The 26,276-nt window shown below is 50.7% G+C and carries 26 protein-coding genes; 19 read left to right on the plus strand and 7 right to left on the minus strand.

All coding sequences use genetic code 11. The annotated features are described in order from the left end of the window. Positions 1-19 precede the first annotated feature (19 nt). From KI379_RS11595 to KI379_RS11640, 10 genes are all read left to right on the plus strand, one after another. Complete coding sequence (locus tag KI379_RS11595; protein ID WP_212983644.1) at positions 20-1,042, plus strand: ABC transporter substrate-binding protein; 1,023 nt, start codon at positions 20-22, stop codon at positions 1,040-1,042. A 33-nt stretch (positions 1,043-1,075) separates the two neighbouring features. After that, a complete protein-coding gene (locus tag KI379_RS11600; RefSeq protein WP_212983645.1) occupies positions 1,076-2,686 on the plus strand; it encodes an FAD-dependent oxidoreductase in 1,611 nt (536 codons plus the stop codon). After that, positions 2,683-3,033 (plus strand): 4Fe-4S binding protein, encoded by a 351-nt coding sequence (locus tag KI379_RS11605; protein ID WP_089547131.1) that lies wholly within the window; start codon positions 2,683-2,685, stop codon positions 3,031-3,033. Before KI379_RS11600 ends, KI379_RS11605 begins: the two co-directional genes overlap by 4 nt. 274 nt (positions 3,034-3,307) lie before the next feature. Beyond that, positions 3,308-4,366 carry an ATP synthase beta subunit C-terminal domain-containing protein gene (locus KI379_RS11610; protein ID WP_212983646.1) on the plus strand — a complete coding sequence of 353 codons (1,059 nt, stop codon included), beginning with the start codon at positions 3,308-3,310 and terminating at the stop codon, positions 4,364-4,366. A 99-nt stretch (positions 4,367-4,465) separates the two neighbouring features. Next, positions 4,466-5,092: a hypothetical protein gene (locus tag KI379_RS11615; protein ID WP_212983647.1), complete on the plus strand. Its 627-nt coding sequence runs from the start codon at positions 4,466-4,468 to the stop codon at positions 5,090-5,092. Between the two features lie 180 nt (positions 5,093-5,272). Beyond that, a complete protein-coding gene (gene wecB, locus KI379_RS11620) occupies positions 5,273-6,424 on the plus strand; it encodes a non-hydrolyzing UDP-N-acetylglucosamine 2-epimerase (protein ID WP_212983648.1) in 1,152 nt (383 codons plus the stop codon). A 5-nt stretch (positions 6,425-6,429) separates the two neighbouring features. Beyond that, entirely contained in the window at positions 6,430-6,987 is a 558-nt protein-coding gene (locus KI379_RS11625) for a hypothetical protein (RefSeq protein WP_212983649.1), read from the plus strand. A 179-nt stretch (positions 6,988-7,166) separates the two neighbouring features. After that, positions 7,167-7,769, plus strand: coding sequence for a class I SAM-dependent methyltransferase (locus tag KI379_RS11630; protein WP_212983650.1), 603 nt, complete (start codon positions 7,167-7,169; stop codon positions 7,767-7,769). Positions 7,770-7,829: 60 nt separating this feature from the next. Further along, complete coding sequence (locus KI379_RS11635; protein ID WP_212983651.1) at positions 7,830-8,816, plus strand: phosphotransferase enzyme family protein; 987 nt, start codon at positions 7,830-7,832, stop codon at positions 8,814-8,816. 69 nt (positions 8,817-8,885) lie between these two features. Beyond that, a complete protein-coding gene (locus KI379_RS11640) occupies positions 8,886-9,242 on the plus strand; it encodes a hypothetical protein (RefSeq protein WP_212983652.1) in 357 nt (118 codons plus the stop codon). Between the two features lie 121 nt (positions 9,243-9,363). On the opposite strand, the gene trxA is transcribed toward KI379_RS11640, so the two are convergent. After that, positions 9,364-9,672: a thioredoxin gene (gene trxA, locus KI379_RS11645; RefSeq protein ID WP_089547138.1), complete on the minus strand. Its 309-nt coding sequence runs from the start codon at positions 9,670-9,672 to the stop codon at positions 9,364-9,366. Between the two features lie 33 nt (positions 9,673-9,705). Continuing rightward, on the minus strand, positions 9,706-10,596 hold the full coding sequence (locus KI379_RS11650) for a class I SAM-dependent methyltransferase (RefSeq protein WP_212983653.1): 891 nt from the start codon (positions 10,594-10,596) through the stop codon (positions 9,706-9,708). Positions 10,597-10,931: 335 nt separating this feature from the next. On the opposite strand from KI379_RS11650, the gene KI379_RS11655 reads away from it, so the two are divergent. Together KI379_RS11655 and KI379_RS11660 are read left to right on the plus strand one after the other, a co-directional pair. Next, positions 10,932-11,489, plus strand: a complete 558-nt coding sequence (locus KI379_RS11655) for a GNAT family N-acetyltransferase (protein WP_089547140.1) — start codon at positions 10,932-10,934, stop codon at positions 11,487-11,489. A 127-nt stretch (positions 11,490-11,616) separates the two neighbouring features. Further along, the gene (locus tag KI379_RS11660) at positions 11,617-12,528 is read left to right on the plus strand and encodes a GNAT family N-acetyltransferase (protein WP_212983654.1); all 912 of its coding nucleotides are present in this window, start codon (positions 11,617-11,619) and stop codon (positions 12,526-12,528) included. 88 nt (positions 12,529-12,616) lie between these two features. Here KI379_RS11660 and KI379_RS11665 read toward each other — a convergent pair whose 3' ends face one another. Further along, positions 12,617-13,354, minus strand: a complete 738-nt coding sequence (locus tag KI379_RS11665; protein ID WP_089547142.1) for an SDR family oxidoreductase — start codon at positions 13,352-13,354, stop codon at positions 12,617-12,619. 79 nt (positions 13,355-13,433) lie between these two features. Next, positions 13,434-13,688: an Atu4866 domain-containing protein gene (locus KI379_RS11670; RefSeq protein ID WP_076166104.1), complete on the minus strand. Its 255-nt coding sequence runs from the start codon at positions 13,686-13,688 to the stop codon at positions 13,434-13,436. Positions 13,689-13,905: 217 nt separating this feature from the next. Between KI379_RS11670 and KI379_RS11675 the strand changes: the two genes are divergently transcribed. Together KI379_RS11675 and KI379_RS11680 are read left to right on the plus strand one after the other, a co-directional pair. Beyond that, positions 13,906-14,838 carry an AraC family transcriptional regulator gene (locus tag KI379_RS11675; protein WP_089547143.1) on the plus strand — a complete coding sequence of 311 codons (933 nt, stop codon included), beginning with the start codon at positions 13,906-13,908 and terminating at the stop codon, positions 14,836-14,838. 21 nt (positions 14,839-14,859) lie between these two features. Beyond that, the gene (locus KI379_RS11680) at positions 14,860-15,396 is read left to right on the plus strand and encodes an NAD(P)H-dependent oxidoreductase (RefSeq protein ID WP_089547144.1); all 537 of its coding nucleotides are present in this window, start codon (positions 14,860-14,862) and stop codon (positions 15,394-15,396) included. 149 nt (positions 15,397-15,545) lie between these two features. Here the strand turns inward: KI379_RS11680 and KI379_RS11685 are convergent, their stop codons facing one another. Beyond that, the gene (locus KI379_RS11685) at positions 15,546-16,013 is read right to left on the minus strand and encodes a DinB family protein (RefSeq protein ID WP_076166093.1); all 468 of its coding nucleotides are present in this window, start codon (positions 16,011-16,013) and stop codon (positions 15,546-15,548) included. Between the two features lie 214 nt (positions 16,014-16,227). On the opposite strand from KI379_RS11685, the gene KI379_RS11690 reads away from it, so the two are divergent. The 3 genes from KI379_RS11690 to KI379_RS11700 all read left to right on the plus strand — a co-directional run bounded on the left by KI379_RS11690 (position 16,228) and on the right by KI379_RS11700 (position 20,966). Beyond that, positions 16,228-17,139, plus strand: coding sequence for a LysR family transcriptional regulator (locus KI379_RS11690; RefSeq protein ID WP_076166088.1), 912 nt, complete (start codon positions 16,228-16,230; stop codon positions 17,137-17,139). Between the two features lie 243 nt (positions 17,140-17,382). Continuing rightward, positions 17,383-18,180, plus strand: a complete 798-nt coding sequence (locus KI379_RS11695; protein WP_212983655.1) for a polysaccharide deacetylase family protein — start codon at positions 17,383-17,385, stop codon at positions 18,178-18,180. A 227-nt stretch (positions 18,181-18,407) separates the two neighbouring features. Next, positions 18,408-20,966: a glycosyl hydrolase family 95 catalytic domain-containing protein gene (locus KI379_RS11700; RefSeq protein ID WP_212983656.1), complete on the plus strand. Its 2,559-nt coding sequence runs from the start codon at positions 18,408-18,410 to the stop codon at positions 20,964-20,966. Positions 20,967-21,113: 147 nt separating this feature from the next. On the opposite strand, the gene KI379_RS11705 is transcribed toward KI379_RS11700, so the two are convergent. Next, positions 21,114-22,649, minus strand: a complete 1,536-nt coding sequence (locus KI379_RS11705; RefSeq protein ID WP_212983657.1) for a sulfatase family protein — start codon at positions 22,647-22,649, stop codon at positions 21,114-21,116. Positions 22,650-22,766: 117 nt separating this feature from the next. Here KI379_RS11705 and KI379_RS11710 point away from each other — a divergent pair, with 117 nt between their 5' ends. Continuing rightward, complete coding sequence (locus tag KI379_RS11710) at positions 22,767-23,642, plus strand: AraC family transcriptional regulator (protein ID WP_212983658.1); 876 nt, start codon at positions 22,767-22,769, stop codon at positions 23,640-23,642. Positions 23,643-23,725: 83 nt separating this feature from the next. On the opposite strand, the gene KI379_RS11715 is transcribed toward KI379_RS11710, so the two are convergent. Then, on the minus strand, positions 23,726-24,604 hold the full coding sequence (locus tag KI379_RS11715; protein WP_076166074.1) for a LysR family transcriptional regulator: 879 nt from the start codon (positions 24,602-24,604) through the stop codon (positions 23,726-23,728). Positions 24,605-24,752: 148 nt separating this feature from the next. On the opposite strand from KI379_RS11715, the gene zwf reads away from it, so the two are divergent. Then, entirely contained in the window at positions 24,753-26,276 is a 1,524-nt protein-coding gene (zwf, locus tag KI379_RS11720; protein ID WP_076166070.1) for a glucose-6-phosphate dehydrogenase, read from the plus strand.

The raw sequence follows: 26,276 nt of genomic DNA on the forward strand, positions 1-26,276 counted from the left end.
TGAAGTGGGGGAGCCAATCATGAAGACAACGCATCATAAAAACACCAAACACGGCCGCTTTTGGAAGTCAGCTGTCATTCTTGCAGGTCTGCTAGCCGTCATCGTGGTTCAGGGCTGCTCGCCGTCCAAGCGCACCGGGGATGCTGCCGAAGCTGCCGCGGATAAGCCGACGGTGCTCAATTATGGCTACATCGGGATCAATAAATTAAATGTGCCGTCAAGCGGAGCTGAAGGCTGGGGATTCCATAAAGGGATTATTCAGGAGGAGCTGAAGAAGCATGGGATTACGCAGGTGAACCTGACCGGCTTCCCTAACGGACCCGACCAAACGGAATCATTAGTCAGCGGCCGGCTGGACGCGGGCAGCCTTGGCGATACACCGGCGATCATCGCTTACGCCTCCGGTGCGAAAACACGTTTGATTTCCCAGCCAGCGACCTATTCCATCGGCGACTTGTTTGCCAAAAAAGGCGGAGCTAAGTCCATCAAAGATTTGGAAGGCAAAACGATTGCCATTCAAAAGGGATCTTTTATGCACCGCTATGTCGTTGGCCTGCTCAAGCAGGAGGGCGTAAAGGATTATAAGCTGGTTCACATGCTGATTCCCGATGCGCAGGCTGCTTTGGCAAGGGGGGATGTCGACGCGTTGACCAACAACGGCGTGCAGGCGATGAAGCAGATTGACGAAGGTTATCCGCTGCTTGACGATGCCACCAAACATCCCGATCTGATCGGTACGAGTGCTACCGTCGTGTCGGACGCTTTTCTGGCCAAATTCCCCGACTTTCCGAAAATATGGAACGAAGCGCGCAAAAAGGCGCTGGATGACTTAAAGCAGCACGAAGACGAGTACTACCAATTTGTCGCGGATGCGCAGGGAACGACTCCGGAAGTTATCAAGAAGATCAGCCCGATCAGCGAGATCAAGGATACGCCGTTTACCGATGACGGCTTAAAGTTGATCGAAGGAACGAAAGATTTTCTGGTTCAAGAGAAGCTTGCGAAAAAAGATTTTGATCTAAACGACTGGGTGCTGAAATAACCACGTTCAGGACGACAGGGGGGATTGCAGCGGATGGCACCCAACATGGATATTCAATTAACCACGGATGTACTGGTTCTTGGTGGCGGGCCAGCTGGCGCTTGGGCGGCATGGAGAGCCGCGTCCAAGGGAGCGAGGGTTGTGCTTGCGGATAAAGGCTTCTTGGGCAGCAGCGGTGCGACGGCACCTGGAGGAACAACCCTGCTGGTGATTCCTCCCGTTGCCGAGCTGCGGGAAGATGCCGTGCAGAGCAGGCTCAAGGCAGGCGGCTACCTGTCGGAGAATGCCTGGATTCACCGGGTTCTGGATGAGGTGGAGACCTATTTGGAGAAAGTAGGAGAATGGGGATATCCCTTTCCGAAAGATCATAACGGGGATCCGCTCCGCACGCATTTGCACGGCCCCGAATATATGAAGCTGATGCGCCGGGCGGTCCGGCAGGCCGGTGTGCGTATATTGGATCAGTCCCCTGCGCTGGAGCTGCTGCACGATGCGAATGGCGTCGGGGGAGCAAGAGGCGTGAACCGGCTGACGGGCCAAGAATGGGAAGTACGCTCCAATGCGGTCGTTCTGGCTACCGGCGGCTGCGCGTTTCTGAGCAATGGATTGGGCTGCAACGTACTTACCGGCGAGGGATTGCTTATGGCCGCCGAAACGGGAGCCGAGCTTTCCGGGATGGAATTCAGCCGCCAATATGCGCCGAGCGCCGCCTTTGGCAGTGTGACCCGGGGGAGAATGCTGGCTTGGTCTACGCTCTATGATCAAGAAGGACGCGTGATCGGCCGGGGAGACCGCGCCTTCGGCAGTATGCAGCAGCATCTCCTGAAAGGACCGGTGTACGCTTCGATCAATTTGGCCGACACAGAGGAGAAGCGGCGATTTCTTCGTCACGCGCATCCGATCTTCTTTATGCCGCTCGAGCGCGCGGGCATCGATCCGTTCCGAGATAAGTTTCCGCTCACGCTCCGGTACGAAGGGACGATGCGCGGGACGGGCGGGCTGCGGCTCACTGGGAACGAATGCCTTACGAGCGTTCCGGGTTTATATGCAGCAGGCGATGCCGCCTCGCGGGAGAAAGTAACGGGCGCCATTTCAGGCGGAGGAGCGTATAACGCTTCCTGGGCGATATGCAGCGGAAACTGGGCGGGCGAAGGTGCTGCGGAGTATGCATTATCCCAATCCAAGGATGCTTGTAAGCGGGATCTGACGCCTGCAGGACGATACGGTTTGGTGCAGCACTCCGACGCCGACCGGCTGATGGACGTCCCGCAAATCATCTCGGCCGTTCAGCACGAGGTGTTCCCCTTGTCGATTAACTTTTTTCGCAGCGAACCGGTCATCAGGGCGTCTCTCGAGCGTTTGCACGGGCTTGTTCCTTTTTTGCATGACAGCGTATCTGACGATCACCGTCATCGTGTGCGTGCCCGGGAAGCGGCAGGCATGGTGGCTACGGCGAGATGGATGTACTCGGCCGCCCTTGCGCGCAAAGAGAGCCGCGGGCTGCATGCCTTTGCGGAATACCCCCAGTTGGATCCCCGTCAGACCCACCGCCTTCTGGTGTCGGGAGTCGATAGGATTCACATCCGGGCGGAAAAAGTCCCTCATGCGTCCGAACTCACGCCGAAGGAGGGGATGGTCTTATGATCGAGCTGGTCAGCGGGGAGCGGTGCATCGGTTGTTCCATTTGCGTAAAGGTCTGTCCAACCAACGTGTTTGATATGCAGGATGGACAGCTTGTGATCGCCAGGCAGGAAGACTGCCAGACATGCTTTATGTGCGAAGCGTATTGTCCAGTTGATGCTTTGTATGTAGCGCCTTATGCGGACCGATCCGTGGAGGTCAGCGAAGAGGCGTTGCTGCACCAGGGAATGCTCGGCAGCTGGAGGGCAGAAATCGGATGGACCACGGGCAGTGAAACGACGATGGCCGCCCGGGATACTACGCCGTTTTTTGAACAATTTACGAAAACCCACCGGCCAAAAGAAGGCTAATCGACCAAAGGAAAGCTAATGTCACGTACTGAAGCATATGGATGCGTAAAGCCACCCTGATTTCAAATAAAGGTGGCTTTTTTTGCGTGCAGTCGGCTGCCGGTGGATGGGTGAGTTTCAAATTTGTTTTTAAAAGTCCTCAGTTTTCACTCAAATGTTGAGCCTTTAAATATTTCTTTGGTGCAAGGTAACACACAATCACAAATTTTTCCTCATTATCTATTGCGCTATAGAGTAAAATAAATTACTATACAAAGTAAGGAGGTGCTAAAAAATGGATGAGGAGTTACAGCTTAACGTTCCGCTGCTGCGCCGACGCGTACCCAATCTAACGACGGCGGCACGGGAGGCTGGTCTAAGAGCGGCGACGGTTTCCAATCTGTGTACAGGGAAAATCCCCGTCGGCCGCGCTGAAGTAAGAACGTTGGTGGCTCTTGCTTCTTTGGCGGGATGCAGTCTTGATGAACTCATTATTAGAGGGAGTGGTGTTCGTATGATCGAGACAGGTGTAAAAGCGTTGGATTTGCTCGCCCCGGTAGTTCGCGGGGGAACGGTTGGATTTGTGGCACGGCCGAACATGGGGCAGCTCGTTATGCTCGCAGAGCTGATGCTCCGCATGAAGAAACGGGGATTCGCAACCGTGTTCTGGGACCCGCAATCGGACATTTCGGGCGTCGAGCTGGTTCAGGAGCAATCCGAGTTTTCCCATTCGGCCAAAGAGGACGTTTATCAGCAAATTGTGCAGCTGCGCGGGGAAAAAGATATCCTCCTCGGCGTTGATCGGAGCAAAGTTTTATCCGGCGAGTTATTATCCTTGCGAGATCGTCTTAAAGAGGTTGGAGCCCGGCCCATCACGATCGCCCTTGTAGATATTAAGTGTGAAGCGGCTGACGACGATAATGCGTATGGACCTTTGGACACCCTATGGAGATTTGACACCGATCTAATCAGCAGAGGCATTTATCCGGCTATTGATCCGATCGGGTCGACCTCGACCGTTCTGGAGGGAGCGCATCTGGATGCCGTACATCTGACCACCCAGCAAGCGGCACGGAAACTGCTCCGCCGTTACAGAGAACTGAGATCGCTGGTAACCGCACTGGGCGCGGAAAAAATTTCCGATAGTGATTTACAGCTGTACCAACGTGGTGAAAGGCTCGAAGCTTATCTTGCACAGCCTTTCTACGTATCCGAGCCCTATACTAAGAAACCGGGTGAATGGTTGACGCTTTATGATACACTGGCTGATGTAAAACGAATCTTGGACGGCGAAATGGATACAACCGAGCCTTCCGAATTGTTTTTTAAAGGGCGGCTGGAAGTCACCAGCTGAAGCGCGATGATTGAGATCTGGTAAACGGTTGCATGGGGCCGGTCCGGCAGACCGGCTCTTACCTACCGTATCGAATGGTTATCGAAAGAGGTGAACGGCTTGATTCGGGGCATCATACTCGAAGGCTTATCCACAACAGGGAAAACATCCGTATTATCTGCAATAAAAAGAGTACATAGTTTAAGTTCGCATGCCGAGCGAACGATGATCGCGCTAAGTGAACATTATTCGCAAATCCTGCATTCCGATCACGGCGTGCTGAGGTCCTTGGATCAAAATGAACACATCCAGCTGTTGAATCAGCATATCGCTTATCTTGAACAGCTGCACGGTTGGATTGAATCTCTGGGTCAAACGAAACCGTCTAACGGAATTTTTTTCATCTTGGAGAGATTTCATCTTAATCATCGTGCGGCATTCGCAGATCATACTAAAATCGAAGCTTTGGAACAGCGATTGCTGAGTCTCAATGCAAAATGCGTTCTTTTGACCTTGTCTCCGGAAGCTGTTCCGACCCGATTTGTTGAAAGCCGAGGTGATGCCTGGCGGTCCTATGTCATGGCGAATCATCCGTCTGCAGACGAAGCTTGCTGCAAGTTTGTTGAGGATCAGGAAAGGCTGCGCACATGTATGAAACAATCGCTCATTCCTGCAATGGAAATCAACACCGGCAAAGCAGTGTGGGATGATTATGCGAATCAAATTTTGAAGGCGTTGGACGAATAAGCACAATAATACACACCAGGTGAAACAAGCTACAGGCTGCCGAACAACGGCGGCCTGTTTGGGTTATAAAGGGAGTCATTCCTGAACAAAAGGAGATGTGGTGCTTCGCAACGAAGTAATATTATGGAAACGGTATAAAATCGTGGCAGAGAATGGATTTACCAAAGGAGAGAATCGACAATGAAGAAAAAAATAATGATTATATTCGGCACTCGGCCTGAAGCGACGAAAATGTGCCCGGTGATTCAAGAATTGCGCCATCATCATGAATGGTTTGAGACGAAGGTGGTTGTTACCGGCCAGCACCGAGAACAATTATCTCAAGCTCTTTCACATTTTAATATTCAACCCGATGTCGACTTGGCTTTGATGAAAGAAAATCAATCACTGGCTTACTTAACTTCGGCTGCGATTGTTGGCCTCGACAACATCATAAATGAGGACAAGCCTGACATGATACTGGTTCATGGCGATACGCAAACCGCCATGTGTGGCAGTTTGGCAGCGTTCTTTCATAAAATACCGGTTGGGCATGTCGAAGCAGGCTTACGTTCTCATCAAAAATATTCGCCTTGGCCCGAAGAAGTAAATCGCAGAATTGTCGATGTTATTACAGATTTACTATTTGCGCCGACATCTGTTAGCAAGAACAATTTGAATAGAGAGGGTTATGATTCCGAACATATTTTTATTACCGGTCAAACTGCCGTCGATGCAGCAATTCAAACCAACAAAGCTGATTATAAATTTCATAATGAACAATTAAACGATCTTGTCCAACTTCAAGGAAGATTGATTACTGTAACGGCTCACCGCCGTGAAAATTATGGAGAATCCATGCAGCAAATGTTCAAGGCGATCCGACGTGTGGCTGATGAACATCGAGATGTACATATCGTTTATCCGGTTCACTTGAGTCCATATGTCCAAGATACCGCATTTTCTATGCTGTCCGGTCATGATCGGATCCATTTGCTTGATCCCATTGAATACCCTGATATGATCAATCTGTTATCCCGTTCTCATCTTGTATTAAGCGATTCAGGCGGACTTCAAGAAGAAACACCCGTTTTTAATAAGCCGTTGATCCTGATGCGAGATACTACAGAACGGCCAGAGGCTGTTGCGGCGAATGCCGTTCACCTGTCCGGAACCCAAGAGGATTCTATTTTTAACATAGCTAATCAACTATTAACGGACCCGGATCTCTATCAACAGATGGCAAATGCGAGAAACCCATTTGGTGACGGGCTCGCCTCCAAAAGAATCGTACATATTATTGCCCATCATTTCGGATTAACTGACGACCTTCCAAATGAATTCGAGGAGTAAGCCTCATGACCCAACAATACTATATCGCTTCAAGCCGTGGGCTTCCTACCGGCTCCTTCGGTAAGAACAAAACGGTAATGACCATTCGGGATTATATTGAAAAAGTGAACCCTTCGGCGAAAGATCAGATTGTTATGCAAGCGCTACTGGAAAAGGACCCGGAGGGGGATCAGCTGATGGATATCTTTGAAACGGAATTAGATGCAGCCGGCTTGTATGTAGCGGGTCCTATGAAATCAGTAGACGCTACGTGCCCGTTCCGGCAGCCATACATTTATCAGGTAGACCCTGATGGAGGATCTTTCGAAATGAATGACGAGAAGAAGCTGTCTTCGCCTGAATACTACCAATGCAGTAGAAAATGCATAACCGAGCTGTTCGAGTATATGGGACGTCATTTAGAGATTGGTGAAGAGCTGGAGCTGTACTCATGCACGGATTACGGATTTGATCGATCCTGGGACTTGCCTAACCAAGATGATCTTATAATTGATTTGTCCACTTTCCAATTGGGGGACAATTTTGAGTGGAAAGAGCGCCAACTGATACGAGTAAGAAAGTAAAGCGTTTGACGAAAAGAACATGCCAATCTGTCCTCCATCCACTGGGATATCGTGCTGAATCACTGCGGGGAGTGGGGCGGGGGCCGGCTTTGGTTTGATGACGTCTTGGTCCGGGAGAACGGACGATTTGTATTGGATGAGCTGCAGGGTTTAAATCGTGAATAAGGCGGGATAAAGACATGGATAAAACAAATCTGGCGAAGTCGTATGATATCGATTCACACCGAAGAGCAAACGCGCATCCGGCGGATTGGAAGGTGATCGAGAGGGACAGGTTTCTTACCCGCCTGCAGAATTCAGGTCAAAGGAAACTTCTGGAAATCGGTGCCGGGACAGGGATAGACAGCCTATACTTTAAAGATCATGGTCTAAAGGTAACCAGCATTGATTTATCCAGTGAAATGGTGCGTTACTGCAGAGAAAGGGGGCTGCAGGCGTATGTGATGGATTTCTATCATCTAACATTTGAGGACGATTCGTTTGATGCTGTCTACGCCTTAAACTGTCTGCTGCATGTGCCTAAAAATGAAATAGGCGGCGTGCTGTCGGAAATCAAACGAGTGATGAAGCCTGATGGATTATTTTATATGGGGTTATATGGTGGTAATGATTCCGAGGGAGTTTGGGAAAACGACTGGTGTGAGCCAAAACGTTTTTTCGCTTCTTATTCAGATCGTTCCGTCCGAGCGCTAACGGGGCAATATTTCAAGGAAATCAGCTTTCAAACCGTTCCTTTAAAAGAGGGTGAGCCCTATTTTCAGGGACTCCTGTTACAGAAATAATAATGATATCCATAGCGGGCAGTACCTCGGTTCGCAAACATGAAGACACGGAGGTTTCAAATGGTCACAGCGGATATTTTGTCCAAAGCGGCCGCATCGTTTGACTTTGATGTGAATACGCTGGAGTTTGTTAGCCATTCAACGAATGAGGTTTACCGGTTTTCGAAAAACAATGAATTTTATTTCCTGCGGATATCGGTTAAGCCTCTCGCCTACGCAGAAAAAATACACGCCGAATTGGAATGGGTTCACGATTTGGTACACCATGGCGTGAACGCCTCTCTGCCGGTCTTAACGAAGGATCAACAGTTAACCGCCTTGTATGAAGAAGACGGGCAATGTTTTATTGCTGCTGTTTTTCGCATGGCACCGGGAAAATTTTTCGATAAAGGCAACCCTCACTTATGGGGGACAAACATCTATCATACATGGGGAGAAACCATGGGGAAGATGCACAAGCATTCGAAGTCCTATATACCTGTGGTGAAGGGCAGGCATAGAGATCATTGGAGCAAGAGCGAGTTCAGCAATCCGAATTTGCAGCATGGGAAGTACAGGGTGCTTCTCGATAAATTACAAAGCCTTGAAGATCAAATCGATTCGCTCCCTCGGGAGGAAAATGCTTATGGGCTGATTCACAATGACTTTCATCCCTACAATTTCATGATCGACGGGGATACGATTACCGTATTTGATTTTGACGATTGCATTTATGGCTGGTATGCACTGGACATTGCCATTGCGGCAGCACATGCGGTTTGGTGGGGGTCCCCTGGAGAAGACCGGAAGTCAAAAAATGAATTTGCCCGGAGATTTTTGGATGATTTTCTTGCAGGGTACTCCAAGCATCATCAGCTGGACTCTCATTGGATTCAGCGGATTCCCTTGTTTATGGATTACCGAAATATATGTTCCTTCTTCTGGTGGCTGCAGGATTGGGATGGTGATGAACGTAAACTGAATGATTTTCAGAAAAATGCAATAACAGAGGCGGTGAAAATGATCGCGGATGGCCGCTCCTTTGACGGCTGTGAGATTGAAATGTAGCTTTACCAATTTCAAAGCGTCAGGGCCGGGCTCCTGAATGAGCTTCACTGCATGGAAAGGGGAGTACGCTTGAATCTTAAGAAAGGCATCTTTGCACTTGCGTGTATCGGGATCGCTTTGTTGTTGTTCTTTATTTTGATCGAATACAATAATCCCCAAACCAGAGGACGAGTATCTCTTGAAAAGCAATTGAACACGATCATTGCTAACCACGCTGTTGATCAAATCAAGTCCCTTTCGCAAAATGAACAGACATATCAGTTTATGGCACGCCTAAGCCCGACGATTCAATGCAAGAGAACATCCGACATCCAAGGGATGAATCGTGATTCGGAATATTATTATGTGACAACCCTAGACGACAGGAAAGTTGACGTGTACGTCCGTAAAGGCGACTGGAAGGTCACGGGTATTCATTTGCAGTAAACCTTTGGATTCAGAATCGGCGATAGATCGGCCACCTTCAAGTACAAGATTGAACGATAAGCAAAAGCCGGAGATTCCCGTTGAAGGAATTCCGGCTTTGTTTTGCTGCCTTGATTTATGTTTAAGCTGTGAGCTCCTTCAAAATTTGTTTCGGCAGAATCCCCGATTCCTGGTAAACGAGCTTGCCATCTTTGAATATAAGGGTGGTTGGTATGCTCATAATCTGAAATTGGGAAGAGGTCACCGGGTTCTCATCTACATTCACTTTAATCACGTTAACCGAACCGCTTGTTTCCCTTTCAAAATCCTCCAGAATGGGAGCAAATATTTTACAAGGACCGCACCATGATGCCCAAAAATTCACGACTGTTACGCCTTCTGTCTGCATCATTTTTTTAAACGTCGCGTCTGTTGCATGCTGAATTGCCATCGTTATCTTCCTTTCAATTCTTAATTTCCCTACTCAAATCTCTCTGGTATACATGTTCTGATCCTGCAGTCGAATCAGTACCTTGCCAAAACGACCGCCCTGTTGGAAGGATACTTGTCCAGACGGATATGCCTGGTTCAGATAGTCTGCAACGATTGTTTGGTTGCGCTCATCGACAGGAAGACCATGTCTGCGAAGCCAGCTCATCATCTCCTGCAGCGCTTCTTCCTTCGACATCTCCACCGTTTTCGTTTCCCGGGTGACCAGGGACTCATAGGAATAGCCTTTGAGATACAGCAAATGGAGCAAATATCCCATTTCCGCTGGTTTGGACTTGTAAGGTTCGCCGGTGACGAGCGGCCAAATTTCATTGACCAGACTATGTTCTGCGGAAGAAACAGGCAGACTGATATAACAGAATTTTCGGGCACATTGGAGCACTTTCTCTACGCTCTCCCAGTCGCGAATGACCGGGCACATCGAAACGAAGACGAGATCGAAAGCCTGGCTCAAGCCATTGGCTTGAACGTCGATTTCCTCAAACGGTACGGGGATAATCTTCATTTGGCCTTCATCAAACTTGGCTATGTTTTCCTTCAGCAATTCAACTTGTGGAGGAGAGGACTCGACGGCCGTTACACGGGCTCCCCGCTCTGCAAACGGCACCGTAAATACGCCCGATGCGGCGCCGATGTCCAGCACAGAGGCATTCTTAAATGATACCCCTTGTCCCTCAATCCAGTTCAGGATCCGATTCGTTCGTTTTCTTCCCTCCGGGCTAAATGACTGCTCATGGAAAGCCTTGGCTTTATGATCAAAGTCTCGAGAAGGGTCGATGCCGGCCTGTTTGGACCTGTTTATATAGGTGTCGGGATCTTCTTTCCACGCTTTTTCCCAGCTGGCTTCCTTAAAAAAATCGCTCATGATCTTTTAAACCTCCATAGATCTGTTATATCCATAATTGAAACAAAAAAATTTGTCAGTATGTTTAAACATAAAGGCTCTTGCTTGACCGAAACCATCGTAAACCTCACACCAAAGCACCTATAGCGAAGAGGGATGGTTCAAGTGAGATCCTCCTTTCTGTTTGGAAATATTGTAGACCTACAATGTCCATAATAAATTATACTCCAAGGATTTGCAATGCCTACTTCAGAAAAATTCATTGTATAGCGGGCCATATCCCTTCATAATTTTGATACGAGAGACTAAGATCTTAATTAAAGAACGTTAATGTTTGACAAAGGAGGAGTCATTCGATGTACAAGGCTATAGTCAATGATGATACATACATTTCGATTCTGGAAGACAGACATGCTAACGAGCTTTATCATTTAATTGACAGCAGTCGTGAATCTATACGGCAGTGGCTGCAGTTTCCTGATCTTACACATAAAGTCGAGGACACAAGAGCCTTTATAAGCAGGTCATTAAAAAGATTCGCCAATAACGATGGGTACTGGGCAGGGATATGGTATAAGGAACAGATTGCAGGGTCCATAGGTTTTCTAGGGATCGATTGGGAAGCGGGTCGAACAGAAATAGGCTACTGGCTAGGCTCCCCATTTGAGGGGAAGGGGTTAATGACTTCTGCATGCAGAACGTTTGTCGCTCATGCGTTCCATGATCTGCGGCTTCGTAAAGTCGAGATCGGCGCGGCGGTAGGCAATATCAGGAGCCGAGCGATTCCGGAACGATTGGGCTTCACGCAGGAAGGGATTATCCGGAATTACGAACGTTTACATGACCAATATTTAGACAGGGTCATTTACGGTCTTACACAACAGGAGTGGTTAGACCAGCAAGCCATGTCCTAATTGACCGCCTGATCTTCGGTGACCTCCAAAACGAATATAAACGAATGTTACCAAACAACTGAAACGTAAAATGGTAAAATCAACCTGTTAGTGAAGAGCTACAGATCATAAAAAGAGAGGTTTGTGAATGACACTGATTGAAGTCCGCCATTTTACGAAAGAAGATTTTCAGATGCTGGGAGATTTGTATGCTGCCGTAACTTCAAGGGGAGAAACGGTGTTCTGGTGGGTTGGAGACGAAGTCAATTGGCCGAATGTGTTCATTGCGGTGGAGGGAGAACGAATGATCGGAAAAGGGCAGGTCAGCGTCATTTCGGAAATCCCGGCTGGCAGCGCGCAGGACCATAAACACCAAATTTATCTCAACTTGAAGACGCGTCCGGAAAGGGAGAATGACTATCATCTCTATGATCTGCTATACGAACCTTTGCTGAACAGGGCATACGAGTTGAAAGCAGCCCTGCCCCCGGCTCACCAGACGTTGGTTGGGATCGGTAACCAGTCCACTGAAGTGAACAACACCCAATATTTTATAGCGAAAGGATTCAGCTACAGTAAAAGTCTGTATACCATGCAGCGACATCTGGTTGGAGAAATGGACCCATCCGCTCTTTCCGCACCATATCGCTGTATCCAGTGGGACATGCCGTCGGGAGCCGGCATCCATGAATACTTGGCAGCAGACATGGAAATTTGGCCGGGGGCTCCAATTGGGATGGAGCGGCTCATGGAAAACCGGAAGAATCAAGCTTGGACTTCTTTTGTCGTCCGGGAGAATGATACGCTGGTCGGCAGCGTGATGGCATGGGTGGATGCAGAGGGGGATGGCGTCATCGAGGACGTTTTTGTCAGAGAACCTTGGCGACAACAGGGCATTGCCAAGCATTTGCTGCACCAGGCGCTGACCTATCTCAAAAATATCGGATGTGAGTGTGCCGTACTGCAGGTTGAAACGGCCAATTCATCGGCTTTATCCTTGTATCATGCCGTGGGGTTCAAAGAGGTATCGGAGGAAGTACGGTATGAGCGGGACTTGTAACCATTAAAAAACAATCAGGCAGCCGGATCGTTTTGTCGACCGGCTGCCTGATTCGTCCTTCGGATGCTTAATTTATTTATTCATCGTATCATGCAAGCCGGGCTGTGGGGCGAACCACCAGCTCGTTCACATCGACGTCCGCCGGCTGCTCGATCGCATAGGCGATGGCTCGGGCAATAGCGGAAGCAGGAAGAGCGTTGCGCCGGTACGTTTTCATAAAATCCCTTGCCCCGTCATCCGTAATGCTCTCAGCGAGCTCGGATTCCGTTACGCCGGGAGAAACGAGCGTTACCCGGATGTTTGCATCAATTTCCTGCCGCAAACCTTCCGTGATGGCGCGAACAGCGTATTTGGTTGCACAGTATACCGCCGCCGTCGGCGTGACCGAATAAGCCCCGATGGAAGCCACGTTAATCATATGGCCAAATTGCTGCTCCTTCATTACGGGGAGACCTGCGGCAATACCGTGCAGAACCCCGCGGATATTGACATCGATCATCCGGTTCCATTCGTCGATTTTCAAAGCTTCCAACGGTGATAGCGGCATCACGCCGGCATTGTTCACGATGACATCGACCCGTCCGAACCGGCTTTGCGCCAAGTGGATGATGGACTGCATTTGCTCGATACTTGTCACATCAAGCTGTTGATATAAGGCGGACCCTCCTTCTGCCTCAATGAGGGAAGCCAGTGCTTCCAGTCTTTCTACGCGTCTGGCCCCCATGACAACATGGGCGCCCCGGCTGGCGAGAAGCTTCGCTGTAGCTTCGCCGATCCCGCTGCTTGCACCTGTAATCACAACGACTTTTCCATTGATTTCGGACATTGAACATTTCTCCTTTGGATTTGATTTATGCTAAGTTGCTCGATTCGAACTCTTGTGATACAAAAGGGGCATCTCCCCGCTAATTTTCACGATAGAGAATCATGCCCGCGTGGTAGAGCACCGAATCGCGGAAGTCGCCGTCCGCTGTAAACCCTGTATCATCCACATATTCGATATGGTCGCCTACAATGGTGTACCTGCCTTGATAAGCGCTCTTCCGATTACCGCGCGCTTCGTCATACCTCCCGTTCGGCAGCAGCTCATGCCGGATGTAACCGTCCTTTGTCACCCACATGCCGACATACGGATGGGATTGTTCGTTTTGCGTAGTCATTGAATATTCTCCTTTCCTTTGCGAAAGCCGGATCGAATCCTGACATGTCATCGTTTTCTACAGTTATGTGATCCGGACCATGTTTCGCATTTCTTACATGTTCATTATCGTTCCTTCGGAAAGAGAGACGGTAGCCGGATCATACAAGATGATTGCCTAATCCTCCAGAAGCAGATAAAGTTAAGCTAATCATATAGATCAAAGGGGGAAGAAGAGGATGGATGAATGGTTCGAGAAACAAAGAAAAGAACTGCTCCGGATCATCGAGAAGTTCACACCGGAAGACGGTACGCATGAGACGGAAGTTCCCGGTTTGCGCTTCATTCGCTCTTCCCGGTTATCTGAACCGGTATATTCTGTCTATGAGCCATCCCTTTGCGTCGTAGCGCAGGGTTCCAAGGTGGTTATGCTGGGACAAGAGGTGTATCAGTATGACCCGAGCAGTTACCTAACCGCTTCAGTCCAATTACCGATTACTGGGCAAGTGATGGAGGCATCGAATGAAACGCCGTATTTAAGCCTGCAAGTCCTTTTTGATATGAACCAAATTCTTGATGTGATTCAAGCATCTGATGATGCTATCCGAGCTGGGAATGAGACCAGCCGGGGGTTGAAGGTAAGCCAGCTCAACGATACGCTTCTGGATGCCGTGCTGCGGCTTGTGAAACTGGTTGAAACACCGCGTGATATTCCGGTGCTTGCGCCGTATGCCATGCGGGAAACCATTTACCGGGTGCTTCAGAACGAGCACAGCGCATCTCTGATGCAATTTGCCGTGATCGGAAGCCACGCCCAGCGAATCGCGGGGGTGGTTGAGAAGATTAACCGCGATTTCGCCCTGCCTCTGCGCGTAGAAGATTTGGCTGCGGAGGCCCGTATGAGCACTTCGTCTTTGTACGATTATTTCAAGGAAGTCACAGGGATGAGCCCAATCCAGTACCAAAAGCAGATCCGGTTGCAAGAGGCGCGCCGGCTGCTCTTCTCCGAATCGATCGATGCGGCGGAAGCTGCGTTTCAGGTCGGATACGAGAGTCCGTCCCATTTTAGCAGGGAATATGCCCGGATGTTTGGGATGCCGCCGGTCCGGGACCTACGCCGATTGCGGAGCACGATGGTTGACGAAATGACGATTTCGGCGGAAATCAAATGAGGGTAGCCGACCGCCACACTTGTGATTGTTGCTCATCCCGATTTGGAGCATTCCCGGATCAACAGGCGGCTGGCGGAAGAGTTGGTATTGCGGGGCAATGTGACCGTACATCGGCTCTATGAAGCCTATCCGGACGAAAAGATCGATATTGCAAGCGAGCAGGCGCTGCTTCTGGCGCACGACCGAATCGTGCTTCAATTTCCTTTTTTCTGGTACAGCTCGCCTTCCCTGCTGAAGAAATGGATGGATGAAGTGTTCGAGTTTGGATGGGCCCATGGACCAGGCGGGGTCAAGTTGAATGGAAAAGAGCTGATCATCGCCATCTCTTCCGGAGGTTCTCCGAGCATGTACCAAGCCGGCGGCTTTCACAATTACTCTTATGGCGAGCTGCTCCGTCCGTTCCAACAGACGGCAAACCTGACCGGGATGATCTATCGGTCGCCGTTTGTTATTGGCCGAATCCGCGAAGTCAGCGATGAGCAGCTGGAGAAGTATGCCGCAGAATACGCGGACTATGTAGAAGGCGAGAAAGCCTTATCAGGCACAACAAGTGCTTAACACGGTAAAAGTTTAGTTCTCACGCATAAGTTAAAGCCCCTTCCAGGCGCCAAGCGCTGCTGTGAAGGGGCTTCTTTCGTTTAGCTGGTAGAACTTCCGCTATGAGGCACATTTTCGCGCGAATGCAATCCGTGTTACAAGGAAGCCGGCTATTGTACCGCTTTTTGCTGGCTCGTAATCGTTCCCAGGTGGATAGCTTCGTGCATCAAGGCGAAGTTGAACAACTCAGCAGCGGTCGTGAATTCAAAGGGTCCCAACACGAACGGGGACTTCAGATCCTGCTGAAGCATATCCGGCGTAATCTCTGAAATCTGGGACAGCTGATTGGCAAGCTGCTGCACCAATTCTTCTTGGGATGGCGGAGCAATCGTCCAGTCGGCCGGCTTTGTACCGCTGTTGAACAACGTTTCGTAGGATGCCGGAATAGTCGACGCTGATCCGAAGCACAGCTGCTGATATCGATCGAGCCAAAATACGATATGCCCGACGTTCCAGCGGATCGTATTTCTGAAGCCTGCCGGCGTAATATCGAAGAGTGACTCCGGTATGCCCTGAACCTGACCGATCACCAGTTGATGCAGCACCTTGCCTGTATTCACGATAGATTGTGTACTCATTTGTAATTCCTCCTTAGTGGTTTGTGGGATGGTTTATTTCGTTCTTGTTACCAAGTTTACCGGTCCAGACCATAAGCAACAATCACGTAATTCCGATGGTATGAATCGTTTTCACTAATGGATCTTTCATCTTATGGGAAATCCTTCCGTCCTCCGTTATACTGGATATAGAACTTAACATGGCAGCATACGAAACAATGGGAAGGAGACGTCCATGGAACTTCGACAGCTTGAATACTTTGCAGCGATATGTAAAGAAATGCATTTCTCCCGGGCCGCCGAGAATCTCTGTACGACACAGTCGAATTTGAGCCAGCAAATCAAGTTTCTGGAAAAGGAGCTGGGGATGCCTCTGTTTGATCGAATCGGCAAAAAGATTGCTTTAACCGATGCCGGCCGGATCCTGCTCGAACAGAGCCAGCTGATCTTTGAGAGGGTGGATTACATTCAGGGGGCCATCTCGGATCTTAAAAAAGTGGAGGGCGGCAAGCTGGACATCGGCATACTGCCAGGGGATGGGGACCTGCTGTTTGACGCGCTGCTGCTTGATTTTCACCGGGCTTACCCCAAGCTGTCCATTTCGGTCAGCGAAACGACGAACGTATATGAAGAGGTTTTGGCCGGGAACAGAGACTTGGGCGTCACGACGATGCCTGAGCGGCCCGACGATCGTATGGCCATCATCCCACTGTTTCATGAGGAGTTTGCGCTTGCCGTCCGATCGGATCATCCCGCTGCCCGATTAAAGGCCATCCCCTTTGAACAGCTGAAGGAGCTGGATATGGTCACCTTCGGCCCCGATCACCAGATCACGAAGCTGATTCGGGCCTGCTGCCAGGAAAAAGGTATGGAGCTGCATCACCCTATGGTGACCTCGACGCTATCGACGCTTCTCTCCATGGTAGAGCAGGGAATTGGAGCATGCATTCTTCCCCGGCTGCTGCTCGACAACCTTGGCCGGGAACAAATCACCGCAGTCACGCTTCTGCATCCAACACCGAGCCAGGAGATCTGCATCATTTACCGGACGGATAAATATCTGGGTAAGGCAGGCCGCATATTCATTGAGGCATTACAAGCTTACATAGAACGTGTAATTGAAAGCGCAAACCGTTCGCTTGGGTAAACGGGTCATGAAATGAAGTGGAGGGAAGGGAAGTCAATGGAAGCCTTTCAGGATCAACTACAACCGGATTTTACAGGGATCAAGCTTGTGTTGATTTACGTTCTGAATGTGATGACCATGAACAAAATTCCTTGGATACGCAAAACGCTGGCGGCTATGAAATTAAAGATGGATCAACAGAAGCGAATTCATATATACCGGTAAACGATTATCACTATGCTTACAAAAGAGGAGAGACGACATATGCGCATCCAACTGGACCGTTTTCCGAACGGTGTGAACAAGGCGGTGACGCTCAGCTTTGACGACGGGCGGGACCATGACCGCAAATTAGTCAGTCTGCTGAACGACTATGGCCTCAAGGGGACGTTTCATCTGAACAGCGGGAATCTCGGCAAAGCAGGATATATCGACAAAACGGAAGTCGCGACATTGTTTCAGGGGCATGAGGTTTCGGTTCATACGGTGGACCATCCCTTTCTGGAACAGACGCCGCCGGATCAAGTGCTGGAGCAGGTGGTGGCGGACCGCAAGGCATTGGAGGAGCTCGTCAGCTATCCGGTCAAAGGGATGAGCTATCCGTTTGGCACCTACAGCGATCAGGTTGTGAACATATTGCGGTCCATAGGTATCGAATACGCCCGTACAGTGAACAGTCATGGCGGCTTTCATAAGCCGGACGACTGGCTCCGCTGGCATCCGACCTGCCATCATAAGCAAATGGTCGAATACGCTGAGCAATGGATTGATATGCAGCAACGATATTCGAGAATGTCGCTTTTTTACGTCTGGGGCCACAGCTATGAATTCGATAACGACAATAACTGGGATTTGGTAGAGAGGTTCGGTGAGATGATCGGCGGCAAGGACGACATTTGGTACGCAACCAATGCGGAAATTTACGCCTACTGCAAGGCCGTGGAAGGACTCCGTTACTCAGCCGATTCACACCTCATTCATAATCCGTCGGCCCAATCGGTATGGGTCAGCGTAGATGGGGATCCGATCGAAGTCCGATCCGGAGAAATCGTACGTTTATAAACTGACCATATGAGTCCTGCCCTTTATACGAGGAAGCCGTTTAGTGCGGCTTTCTTTTTTTGTTTCCACTCCAGGTTCGCCTGAATTGTCGTTTCGTAACAAATTCCATGTCCATCGTAACTTATTCATACTGGCAGCATCCCGCACACGATTAAGATAGACTTGGATTCACCATTATACGTGATCGTCTAAAGCTTTTTCATCACACACGCAGGGAGTGCAGGCCAGTGAAAAAAGCAGTGGAATCTCCAAACATCAACATGCGCGAGCATGTCTCACGGGCGGATTTGCATTACCGTCATACCGTGGAGCGAAGTGAGGGCGGCCTTCCGCTCGGAAATGGCCGGATGGGCAGTCTCATTTGGACTTCCCCCTCGGCGCTCAAGTTTCAAATCAACCGGGCCGATGTGTATGCGAATGACAGCCGTACCAACAGCTTCAACCAGCGGCACTCGGATTATGCTTACGGCTGCGGTTTTGTCGATATCGACCTGGTGGATTATGGCGAGGATGTATTTAATGACAAAGGAATTCGTCAGCATCTAAGTCTGTATGACGCGACGGCATCGATATCGGGGATTGGGGTGGCGGCGGAAGCCTTTGCTGCGTCCGGGCATGATGTGTTCGGCGTCCGGATCCATGATCGCCGGCCGGCGCCTCAGGTGGTTAACATTAAGCTCAAAATGCTGCGCCCTGCAGAGGTCGTGACCAAAAACCACTCGGCCGTATCACGCTTCATAATAAGGGACGGCATGATGGTGCTTCATCAGCAATTCCGCGAAGGAGACTATTTCTGCGCTTCAGCGGTCGTTATTGCGATAACGGGAAGGGACGCGCAGGTAAGGATGAACGACGAGTACGGCGGCCGGAAGCCAGTCGGCGCTTATCGGGAAAGTCTGGTGATCGGGCAGCCGAATGAGACGGAAATGCGCCTGTGTGTTCAACCGGGAAACGGCAGTTTTGACATCTTTATGAGCAGTGCAGCCAGCTTTGATGAACAGGAAGATGTCATCGGGGAAGCGATCCGAACGGTGCGGCATGCCATGCAGTCGGGATATGACGTGCTGCTGGCGGAGCATCGCAAGTGGTGGCAATCCTTTTGGGACAAATCGTATATCCGCCTTCATAGCCGGGACGGGCACGCCGAATTCGTCGAGCAGCATTACACGTATTATGTATACCTGATGGCATCCAATTCGCGTGGTTCACAATTTCCTCCGAATTTCGGCGGCATGCTGCTCAGCCCGCGCGGAGATCTTCGGCACTGGGGGGCCATGCATTGGTGGAACAACATGAATTTGTATTATAACGCCGTACTGCCAACCGGGCATGATGAACTGTTCCATCCGTATTTCAACATGTATTCAGCCATGTACGATTCGTGTGCAGCCGCAGCAAGGCAGCAGTGGGGAAGCCAAGGCATTTATATCCCGGAAGTCGTGTCCTTTGACGGGGTGGAGGAGCTGCCGGAAGACATTGCCGAGGAAATGAGGGACCTCTATTTGCTGCGCAAGCCGTGGGAGCAGATGTCCGACCGGTTTCGCGAATATGCTTACTCCAAGCGGCCGCATGAGAGCCGCTGGAACTGGAAGTATCACGAAAAATATGTGGACGGCAGGTTTACGTACAAGGAACGAGGTTATGGCCCATTTGGATTCACGACGCACATGTTCGCCACCCAGGTCGGAATTGCTTACCACTACTGGTTGTACTATGAGTTCACCAAGGATGAAGAATGGCTGCGTGAGCGCGCATATCCGGTCATCCGGGGCGTCGCCGAGTTTTTCCGCCACAACCCCAACCTGCGGAAGGATGAGGACGGACTGTATCACATGTATCACACGACCAGCGACGAAAAATATTACGGCGGCAAAGACACGATGGATTCGATGGCGGGCATGCATACGATCTTTCCGATCGTCCTCCGGGCTTCGGACATACTCGGATTGGATCGCGATATACGGCCGGCGTGGCAGGAACTTTACGAGCATCTTGCCCCGCTTCCGCGGAGCGACCAAGCAGACGCCGTCCTGAAAACGGGAGAAGGGGAAGCGGCCGTATGGGTCGGCGCACTCGGTCCGGTGTTGGATCAGAAGAGCCATATCGACGTGAAGCCAGCTTATTTTGGCAGCTTATGTTCCCTCGAGACCGCCGGGAGTAACCCAGACATGTTTAAGACGACTATGGCGACGATTCGGTACCAGGAGGAGCTTCTCGATCACGACTGGAGCCGTGCTGCCTCTGAAATGTCGGGGATGGCACGCGTCTTGGCCAATATGGGGCTTGCCGAGCCTTTTAAGCAGGTCGTGCTGGCCCAGTTGGAATGTGTCAACGCGGAGCGGGATTACTGCTATTTCAACGATACAGGCCGAATCAAATCGTTTGAAAACCGCTTAACCGTCAGGGAAGGGGTGAACTGCATCAGCATTCAGCGTCTTGGGAACGCTGCAGCTGCGCTGCAATCGGCGCTGTGCCAAAGCCAGCCAGCGGGCCCAGGCCAGGATTCGGTTATCCGTCTTTTCCCTGCATGTCCTGTGGATTGGGACGCTGAATTTTCGCTATGGTGTCCTGGTGGATTTAACGTCAAATCGGCTGTTCGGGGTGGCGATATACAATATGTAACGATCACGTCCTCCCTGGGAGGAACATGCCGGATCCGGAATCCATGGGAAGAAGGCGAAGTACGCCTGCAGATGGTAGGAGGCGAGGTCCACATGCTGGAAGGTTCACTGCTCCAGTTTGAGACGGAGTCAGGTGATGAATTCAAACTGTATCCGAATCGATAAATGAGTTGGAAAAGGCTGATTCACAGCGATGTGAATCGGCCTTTTTGGATGTGCTGCTGTTACTTTTACGATCGAACGTTCATAGGTTCATGAATTTCATTACGCCGGGACAAGCATTCCCATCGTGTGGATCGGGCCTGACAAGCCTTATGCTCCGGTAATTCTCGGCATCGGCATAGACTCTTTGCCGAGCTCCGCCCAGGCATATTTTAGCAGTAGTTCGGTTTTGAGCGGCGCATGCTCCGGATCGTCCCATAAATTGTTCAGCTCTCCGGGGTCTTCCTGCAGATCGAAGATTTCACCGTAGGTCTGATTGTAGTAGACCGTGATTTTATAGCGCTCGTCGACGTAAGTTTTTTGGTGGATGGTGGTCGGTTCATGCCTGAACTCGCAGATAGCATGATCCCGCGCCTGCACGGCTTCGCCGAGCCATACCTTTTTCTGGTCGATGCCCGTCATCGCATAAGGAACCGGCAGATCGCACAGGGACAAGAAGGTCGGAGCCAGGTCCACCAAAGATTGAATGGCGCTGCTCCGCTTGCCGGCCGGCACTTCACCGGGATACCGGACGATAAACGGCAGCTTGATCAAGTCCTCGTAATGAAACCCGCCCTTGGCCTGCAGACCGTGCTGTCCGAAGAAATGCCCGTGATCCGTCGTAAAGACGACGATCGTGTTATCGGCCATTCCCAGTTCCTCCAGCTTATCGAGAATATGCCCGATGTACTTATCCATCATGCTGATCATGCCGTAATAGACGGCGACCAGCTTTTTCTTATCATACTCCGTCAATCGCTTCCTGCTGCCGTACTCGTAATAATGATGCGAACGGTAACCGTGAATGCCATGTCCCGTTTCCTGCAGGTTTGTGAAGTCGGGTTGCTCTTCCTGCGTTTTGGCAAAATGCGGCGGATTGCGGTCATGCTCGCCCGGAATCATCTCGGGAATGGTGAGCTGCTCGGGATCGTACATCGTATCCCATGGCTCGGGAACGAGGTATTCCGGGTGCGGGTCGAAGAAGCTGGACCACAGGAAAAAGCTTTCGTCGTTTTCATGATATTGTTCCAGTAAAGCATTGGTCCGTTCGGCGATCCAGGTATTGTAATGGTACTCTTCGGGAATCGGCCATTTATATGTTTGATCCCGGTCCATGGTACCTGTAGGCGGCAGGAAATAGTCTCTCCAGTTATGGCAGCCTTTCTCTTCCATCCACAGCGCATAATGCTGCCCGACATGGGCTTCATTGGTGTGATTCCGCGCCAGCTCCACGTGCTCAAAACCGTAGAACCCATCTTTGTAATTTTTCCAAAACTCCAAATCCTGAAGAATGGGATAGGCTTCAAGCGACGGAAATTCCTCGGTCGAAGTGAGCGGCTGAAAATGTGCTTTGCCGATCAGCCCGGTCCGGTAACCGGCTTGCTTGAAATCTTCGCCTACCGTATGGCGATCCTCCAGCAATTTGGTGCCGAGCGTCCACGCGCCATGCTGGCTCGGGTACATGCCGGTAATGATCGAGGCACGGCTCGGCGTGCAGGTCGGATTGGGGCAATACGCCCGATCGAACGTCGTCCCTTCCCGGACAAGCCGGTCCAGATTCGGGGTATGTATTTCAGGATTAAAGGCGCCAATCGTATTCCAGTGCTGCTGATCGCTGGTAATTAACAAAATATTAGGTTTCTTCATCCGTCAACCTCCTCGAACTGATTATATGTAAAGGGGTGCCCAAAGAGAATGGCGTATTGTATGATAGATTTATCATTTTGTCAGTTCATGTAAGGATGATGGGGAGGATGAGAACGCATGCTGCAGGAGTATGATCACGAATTCGCGGAATTTTTATATTACACGCCGACCAGGATCGACAAAGATACCCCGTTCTGGCTGGTCAGGGCGGGTCAGAGTACAGCAAAGCCGGGATACCGGATCGGTCCGCGCAGAATTGAATGCTACAGTATTCATTTTGTCAGGGCGGGCAGTCTGATGGTTGAATATGAGGGTCACACGTACAGGCTCCAGACAGGGGATGCCTTTTGCATGTATCCGAACCGTACCTATATGTATTACAAGCCGGACGACGATCATTCTCTGCAGTTAACATGGCTGGCCATGGATGGATCCGGCATGGAACCGATGCTGAATCTGGCAGGCTTTCATCCGGATGTACCTTGCTCCAGGGGGCTGTGGAGTCCAGAGGTAGCGAACTTGATCCGGCGTCTGTTTGCGGAGTGGAAGGATGGTAAGACGGATCAGGTCGCCGCCGCCCTGAACCTGAAAGGACTGCTGTACCAGGCGTTATCCCAGCTGATCGCAAGCGCGAAAGCCGTGGACGAGCCCCAGCGTCCAGGTGCAACAACGATAAAGAAAAGCAAAGCATCCCAGTGGACCGAGTACATCGAATGGCATGCCGCCGAGGGGATCACCGTACAGCAAGTAGCCGAATATGCCGGCCTGAACCGCACCTATTTTTCGACACAGTTTACGAAGTTTGTAGGCATGACACCGGCCGAGTATATTGCCAAGGTCAAGATGGACAAGGCCAAGCAAATGCTGTCCGGGACGTCGGCTGCCGTTACGGAGATCGCATACTCCCTTGGGTATCCGACCCTGTTCGCATTTACCCGTGCTTTTAAAAACTACTGTTCGATGTCACCGTCAGCGTACCGGAAGCAGCACTGAATCTAAGAACGGATGATGCGTTAAAGGACGCCATTGTGTTGGCGTCCTTTTGATTTTGCCTACCTTGAAAGATGTGCGTCCGACTAATGAACCACCTCGATAAATCTCGTCGCCGCCGCCGAAATCGGCATGTTTCGCATTACCATAAGGCCCACCTTGGAAGGGGGGATCTCCACATCCAGCTCAATTTCAAAGAGAGAGCCTTCCTTCAGCTCCTTGGCTACGAATTCGCGCGTGACATACGAAATGCCCAGCCCACGCTTGGCGAATTCGATCAGCAAATCGACGCTTCCCACCTCGATGTCGGGTTTCAGCTCGTGTCCGTATTTTTCAAACAGCTCTGTAATGGCCATACGCACCCGGCTGTTCCGTGAGAACAGAATCACGGGATATTCCATCAGCTGTTCCATGGACAGCGCCTGCCCCTTCAGCTCCGCATACCGTTCGCCCGCCACAAAGCAGTCCTGCAGCTCAATGCTTTCCGTTACCTCCAGCTGCGAGTCGAAGATCGGCATCCTTACAACGCCAAGGTCGATCCGCCCTTCCTTTAGATAGGAGATCACTTCCGGTGTCGTTCCGTGATTCAGGTGCAGCTTGATACCCGGATATTTTACGTGAAAGTCTTCGAGAAAAGGAAGCAGGTAGTGCTTGAACAACGAATCGCTTCCGCCGATCCGCAGCTCGCCGCTGTCCAAATTTTTGAGCGCCACCATTTTTTCTTCAGCGAGCGTAATGAGAATTTGCGATTGCTCTATATAGGAAAATAAAATTTTGCCTTCCTGCGTCAAGCTCACGCCTTTGGAGGTGCGGTAAAACAACGTAACCCCGATCCGCTCCTCCAGCTGCTTGATGGCATGGCTGACGCTGGGCTGGGTCAGGTACAGCGCCTTGGCGGCCTGCGTTAAACTTCCCGTCTTTGCGGCCCAATAAAACACTTTATACAACTCGTAATTGTTAGTCATAGATATGGTCTATATCTCCTCAGAAATATATTGATTACATGTATGGCACATATTTGTATTATAGTGAATCCAAGACACAGAAACCAGAGCTTTTTCGACAGAATGAGAAGTGGAAGTCGCGGAGCTTTGAAAGGAAGGAGCAATTGAGATGAATCCTACAACTTTTGTATTGTTTGGAGCGACTGGCGATTTGGCCAAGCGCAAAATATACCCTGCTCTGTATCATTTATATATCCACGGAAAGCTTCCGGAAGCTTTCTCTGTAATCGGCCTCGGCCGTAAAGAAATGACGGATGAAACGTTTAAGGCTCACGTCAAGCAGTCGCTGTACGATTTTTACCGGCTGAATGTGAAAGAGGATGACTCCCTGCAGTCCTTCCTGGGACTCTTTGGCTTCAACATTCTGCACATCGATGACACGGATCACTTCGTCCGGTTAAAAGATCGGGTGGAAGCCTGGGAGCAAGGAATCGGCGGAACATCGAACCGCTTGTTCTACTTGTCCGTTGCGCCGAACTTCTTCGGCACTATCGCCTCCCAAATCGAAAACAGCGGACTTGGCAGCGTAACGGGCTGGAAGCGCCTCGTGATCGAGAAGCCGTTCGGCCATGACGTCGCTTCGGCCCGCGAGCTAAACGACCAGCTGAGCCAAGCTTTTGCGGAAGAAGAAATTTACCGGATCGACCATTACCTCGGCAAATCTATGGTGCAGCGGCTTGAAGCATTGAAGCAGGCGAATCCTGTGATTCAGGCGCTGTGGACGAACCGCTTTATCGCCAACGTCCAAATTACGGCTGACGAGACCGTAGGCGTAGAGGAGCGCGCTGGATACTACGACAAAGCCGGGGCCCTGCGGGATATGTTCCAGAACCACATGATGCAGCTGCTCATGATGCTGACCATTCACGCGCCGCACAACATGGCTTCGGCGGAGAACGTCCAGCTCAAGAAGAAGCAGGTGCTTGAAGCACTGGATCCGCTGCAAAAGCAGGATGTGCTTACCAACATCGTGCGCGGACAATATACTGCCGGATCCATTCAAGGCAAACCGGTTCCCGCATACACAGCTGAACCCGGTATTTCCGAAGGTTCGATGAACGATACGTTTATCGCGGCCAAGCTGCATATCGATAATTACTACTGGCGCGGCGTTCCGTTCTACATTCGGACAGGTAAACGTCTGGCGTCGAAGAGCACACGCATCGTGATCGAATTCAAGGAACCGCTCACCACGGCGACGCAAGCAGAGCAGGCAACCGTACCGAACCTGCTGGTCATCGAGATCGGGCCGAAAGAAGGCATCACGCTTCAGCTGAATGCGAAGGACCCGGATCATCCGACCGGCTTTAAACCGGTATACATCGATATGTATCCGGACCGCAAAGAAGCCCAGGAAGCGTACGAAACGCTGATTCACGATGCACTGAACGGAGATTCGACGTTCTTCGTCCATTGGGATGAGGTCGACCTGTCCTGGCAGTGGGTGCAGCCGATCCTGGAAGCCTTCGCCGCTAATGAGGTGCCGCTGCATCCTTATGCTGCCGGTTCGCACGGTCCGGAAGCGGCCCATGAGCTGCTTGCCGCAGACGGATTCCACTGGTGGTTCGATGAGGAAGACGAAGCCGGAAAGGCTGCTTCCGAGCCGCTTGTCGAGCAAGTTACCGCCAGCTGA

The sequence above is a fragment of the Paenibacillus cineris genome, from assembly GCF_018333335.1.
Classification (GTDB): domain Bacteria; phylum Bacillota; class Bacilli; order Paenibacillales; family Paenibacillaceae; genus Paenibacillus_AQ; species Paenibacillus_AQ favisporus.

Excerpts from the sequence above, each read along its gene's own strand:
- KI379_RS11675 (WP_089547143.1), top strand. The coding sequence starts at position 13,906 with ATGGATGAATGGTTCGAGAAACAAAGAAAAGAACTGCTCCGGATCATC.
- KI379_RS11660 (WP_212983654.1), top strand. The coding sequence starts at position 11,617 with ATGACACTGATTGAAGTCCGCCATTTTACGAAAGAAGATTTTCAGATG.
- KI379_RS11695 (WP_212983655.1), top strand. The coding sequence starts at position 17,383 with ATGCGCATCCAACTGGACCGTTTTCCGAACGGTGTGAACAAGGCGGTG.
- KI379_RS11685 (WP_076166093.1), bottom strand. The coding sequence starts at position 16,013 with ATGAGTACACAATCTATCGTGAATACAGGCAAGGTGCTGCATCAACTG.
- KI379_RS11650 (WP_212983653.1), bottom strand. The coding sequence starts at position 10,596 with ATGAGCGATTTTTTTAAGGAAGCCAGCTGGGAAAAAGCGTGGAAAGAA.
- KI379_RS11665 (WP_089547142.1), bottom strand. The coding sequence starts at position 13,354 with ATGTCCGAAATCAATGGAAAAGTCGTTGTGATTACAGGTGCAAGCAGC.
- KI379_RS11655 (WP_089547140.1), top strand. The coding sequence starts at position 10,932 with ATGTACAAGGCTATAGTCAATGATGATACATACATTTCGATTCTGGAA.
- zwf (WP_076166070.1), top strand. The coding sequence starts at position 24,753 with ATGAATCCTACAACTTTTGTATTGTTTGGAGCGACTGGCGATTTGGCC.
- KI379_RS11610 (WP_212983646.1), top strand. The coding sequence starts at position 3,308 with ATGGATGAGGAGTTACAGCTTAACGTTCCGCTGCTGCGCCGACGCGTA.
- trxA (WP_089547138.1), bottom strand. The coding sequence starts at position 9,672 with ATGGCAATTCAGCATGCAACAGACGCGACGTTTAAAAAAATGATGCAG.
- KI379_RS11595 (WP_212983644.1), top strand. The coding sequence starts at position 20 with ATGAAGACAACGCATCATAAAAACACCAAACACGGCCGCTTTTGGAAG.
- KI379_RS11670 (WP_076166104.1), bottom strand. The coding sequence starts at position 13,688 with ATGACTACGCAAAACGAACAATCCCATCCGTATGTCGGCATGTGGGTG.
- KI379_RS11600 (WP_212983645.1), top strand. The coding sequence starts at position 1,076 with ATGGCACCCAACATGGATATTCAATTAACCACGGATGTACTGGTTCTT.
- KI379_RS11630 (WP_212983650.1), top strand. The coding sequence starts at position 7,167 with ATGGATAAAACAAATCTGGCGAAGTCGTATGATATCGATTCACACCGA.
- KI379_RS11635 (WP_212983651.1), top strand. The coding sequence starts at position 7,830 with ATGGTCACAGCGGATATTTTGTCCAAAGCGGCCGCATCGTTTGACTTT.
- KI379_RS11690 (WP_076166088.1), top strand. The coding sequence starts at position 16,228 with ATGGAACTTCGACAGCTTGAATACTTTGCAGCGATATGTAAAGAAATG.
- KI379_RS11605 (WP_089547131.1), top strand. The coding sequence starts at position 2,683 with ATGATCGAGCTGGTCAGCGGGGAGCGGTGCATCGGTTGTTCCATTTGC.
- KI379_RS11625 (WP_212983649.1), top strand. The coding sequence starts at position 6,430 with ATGACCCAACAATACTATATCGCTTCAAGCCGTGGGCTTCCTACCGGC.
- wecB (WP_212983648.1), top strand. The coding sequence starts at position 5,273 with ATGAAGAAAAAAATAATGATTATATTCGGCACTCGGCCTGAAGCGACG.
- KI379_RS11715 (WP_076166074.1), bottom strand. The coding sequence starts at position 24,604 with ATGACTAACAATTACGAGTTGTATAAAGTGTTTTATTGGGCCGCAAAG.
- KI379_RS11705 (WP_212983657.1), bottom strand. The coding sequence starts at position 22,649 with ATGAAGAAACCTAATATTTTGTTAATTACCAGCGATCAGCAGCACTGG.
- KI379_RS11710 (WP_212983658.1), top strand. The coding sequence starts at position 22,767 with ATGCTGCAGGAGTATGATCACGAATTCGCGGAATTTTTATATTACACG.